Origin of the sequence: Hyphomonas sp. (genome assembly GCF_040882205.1) — a bacterium.
Lineage (GTDB): Bacteria > Pseudomonadota > Alphaproteobacteria > Caulobacterales > Hyphomonadaceae > Hyphomonas.
Window position 1 is genome coordinate 1 of the sequence record NZ_JBBEBT010000347.1, and the last position, 3,505, is coordinate 3,505.

3 protein-coding genes are annotated in these 3,505 nt (G+C 64.3%); all 3 read left to right on the plus strand.

All coding sequences use genetic code 11. From position 1 onward, the window contains the following. Positions 1 to 82: 82 nt before the first annotated feature. Entirely contained in the window at positions 83 to 2,014 is a 1,932-nt protein-coding gene (gene thrS, locus WEA77_RS15075) for a threonine--tRNA ligase (RefSeq protein ID WP_368068691.1), read from the plus strand. 49 nt (positions 2,015 to 2,063) lie between these two features. Further along, positions 2,064 to 3,305 (plus strand): O-antigen ligase family protein, encoded by a 1,242-nt coding sequence (locus WEA77_RS15080; protein WP_368068692.1) that lies wholly within the window; start codon positions 2,064 to 2,066, stop codon positions 3,303 to 3,305. Then, a partial coding sequence (locus WEA77_RS15085; protein WP_368068693.1) for a glycosyltransferase family 2 protein occupies positions 3,302 to 3,505 on the plus strand: 204 nt, incomplete at its 3' end. The genes WEA77_RS15080 and WEA77_RS15085, both read left to right, overlap by 4 nt.

Here is a 3,505-nt window from a genome sequence, read left to right on the forward strand (position 1 = left end):
TTAAGCACGGCCGCGCCAGACGCCCCTGCCGGATCACCCGAAGTCTGCCGCCGCGCGCGGCCAGTCATAGAAACGAAGACACATGATCAACGTTACGCTCCCCGATGGTTCGAAGCGCGAATTCCCCGACGGGGCCTCGCCCCTCGATGTCGCCGAGAGCATCTCCAAATCGCTCGCCAAGAAGGCACTGGCGGCCCGTGTGAACGGCGAACTGCGCGACTTGAAACGCGCGCTGGACGGCGACGCCGCGGTGGCCATCGTCACGGACAAGGATGCCGACGGCCTCGAGCTGATCCGCCACGATGCGGCGCATGTCCTCGCGCAGGCCGTGCAGGCGCTCTATCCCGATGCGCAGGTGACGATCGGCCCGGTCATCGATGACGGCTTTTACTATGACTTTGCGCGCAAGGCGGCGTTCTCGACGGATGACTTCGAGAAGATCGAAGCCAAGATGCGCGAGATCGTCGACGCCGATTATCCCATCATCCGCGAGGTCTGGGAGAAGGACGCCGCCATCGCCGAGTTCAGGCGGATCGGCGAGGACTACAAGGCGCAGATCATCGACGACATCATCCCGCCGGGCGAAGCGATCACGCTTTACCGACAAGGCGACTGGTTCGACCTTTGCCGCGGGCCGCACCTGCCCTCCACGGGCAAGCTGCCGAAGGCGTTCAAGCTGATGAAGATGGCCGGCGCCTATTGGCGCGGCGATTCAAAGAACGAAATGCTTCAGCGCATGTACGGCACGGCCTGGGCGAATGAGAAGGACCTCAAGGAACATCTCAACCGCCTCGAAGAAGCCGAGAAGCGTGACCATCGCAAGCTCGGCCGCCAACTGGATCTCTTCCACATGCAGGAAGAGGGAAGGGGCATGGTGTTCTGGCACGAGAAGGGCCTTACCCTCTGGCGCGTGATCGAAGCCTATGTGCGCCGCCGCCTCGAAGCCTCCGGCTATGTCGAAGTGCGCACGCCGCAGGTGCTTGACCGCAAGTTCTGGCAGGAATCCGGTCACTGGGACAAATACCGAGAGAATATGTTCGTCTGCGAAACGGCAGAAGAAGAGACGCTCTCGCTCAAGCCGATGAACTGCCCGGGCCATGTGCAGATCTTCAAGTTCGGCCAGAAGAGCTACCGTGACCTGCCGCTCCGCATGGCCGAGTTTGGTGCCTGCCACCGCTATGAGCCTTCGGTTGCATTACATGGCCTGATGCTGGTGCGCGCGTTTACGCAAGACGACGCGCACATCTTCTGCCGCGAAGACCAGATCGAGGAAGAGACTGCGAACTTCATCAAGCTCGCCGCATCGATCCATGCCGATTTCGGGCTGGAGCGGGATCACATCTCGCTCGGCACGCGCCCCGCACAAAGGGCCGGTTCGGAAGAGTTCTGGGACAAGGCCGAAGCGCAGATGCTGAACGCGGCACGCGCCGCGGGTGTCGAGCCGGTGATTGCTGAGGGCGACGGCGCCTTCTATGCGCCGAAGCTCGACTTCCAGCTGAAGGATGCTATCGGCCGGTCCTGGACGTGTGGCACGATCCAGCTGGACTATGTGCTGCCTGAACGCCTTGGCGCAGAGTACATTGCCGAGGACGGCCAGAAGCACCGCCCCGTCATGCTGCACCGCGCGATCCTCGGGAGCCTCGAGCGTTTCATCGGTGTGCTGATCGAGAACTATGCCGGGGCCTTCCCGATGTGGCTATCGCCGGTGCAGGTCGTGGTTGCCGCGATTTCCGATGCAGCGGCGGACTATGCCGAAGAGGCTGCGGCCGAACTGCGCAAGGCCGGTCTCCGCGTCGAGGTCGACAAGCGCAACGAGACGATCAATTACAAGGTCCGCGAGCACTCCCTCCAGAAGGTACCGGTGATCGCGGTCGTCGGCGCGCGCGAAGCGGAAGAGCGCAAGCTGGCGCTGCGCCGGCTCGGCTCCAACGGCCAGCAGATCATTACGCTGGATGAGGCTCTCGTCAGTCTTGCCGAGGAAGCTCTTCCGCCGGACCTGAAGCGGTCACGCTGACACGCATACGGTGACAAGGCGCGGGGGCGACGAGTAAGGTGGTCGGGCAATGAATTACGGGCCTGTCCTTGCTGCCGCCTTCGTGCTCTGGCCCGTCCTGGCGGTGCTGGGCGGGCAGGGCTTTGCGCCGCTGCTCGGGCTGACCGGTTTTGCCGCCCTGTTCCTGTCGCGCCCGCGCCTGCCGCCGGCGATGTTTGCCAGCCTCGGCTTTGTCTTCATCGTCTGGGCTGCGGCCAGTGAGTTCTGGGCGCCGGGCGACCGGCACCTGATTTCCGGCAGCCTGCTTGAAGGCAACTTCTCGGTGGAATCCAGGGGACTGTCCTTCCTTGTGATCGCCCTCACGTCAGGCCTGACGACTGCGGGCACGCTGCGGGCCGCCCCATCACCGCGTGCGTCCGGTATCGTTGCAGCCATGCTCGGCGTGCAGGCTGCGCTCGTTGTGCTGTCACCCTATCTCTCGGGTTTTGTGCTTTCGGCCGTGTACGGAGAGGATGTGAAGCGCCTGCACGAAGGCGCGCAGAATGTTGGACGCGGCGCAAATACCGCGGCGATCGGGCTGGCGCTGCTGCTGCCGATGCTGGTGTTTGGCTGGAAGGTTCCCGGCGCGGTGCTTGCGGCAGTTGTGACGCTGGGTGCGGCGCTGGCCTACCAGCTGCTCGGCAGCCATTCCGCATTGTTTGCCATCGGCGGAATGGGCCTCGCCATGGGCCTCATCGCCCTGATGCCGCGAACGGGCTTCCGATGGCTGTTCGGCGCCATAGCCGGATACATCGCGGCGGCGCCGGTGCTGTTGGCGGCGCTGATACGTTGGCTTGATGTCATTGCGCCCACTCTGCCGGCCTCCTTCCGTTCGCGGCTCTGGTCCTGGGAAGTCGTCATCGGACGGATAACCGACGCGCCCTTGCTGGGTCACGGCCTCAATGCCACGCGCAGCTGGAAGGAGACTTTCGAAACGCGCCCCGACTGGCTGGCGCAGCTGCCTGACTTCTGGACGCACTACCCGATTGTGCCGGGCCACCCTCACAACATGGCGCTACAGATATGGGCCGAGACGGGGATGATTGGCGCCGTGTTGGCGGCGCTGGGCCTGGTCGCGCTGGGCTTCCATCTTCCGCGCCCGGCAGAGCTGCGTCCGGAGATCCGCTACGCAGCCGCCGGGCTCGCAGGTTCAGCCATCGTCATCTTCAGTTTCGCCTACAGTGTCTGGAACGAAGGCTTCTGGGCCTCCCTGGCGCTCGCTGCGGCGGCAATCGTGCTCTGGCACCGCACGCTCGGGGAGCGGGACGCGTGAGTGCGTCGGTCGCGGCGCTTGTCGTCAGCTATCATACGGGTCCGCGCCTGCTGGAATGCCTTTACGCGCTCAAGGGCGATCCGGACGTCAGCGAAATCATCATCACTGACAACGGGAACCCTCCGGGTACGCAGGCCTGGCTCGACCGCTTTGTCGCAGCGGCGCCGCGGGCAAAGCTCGTGCGGCTGAACAATCCGGGC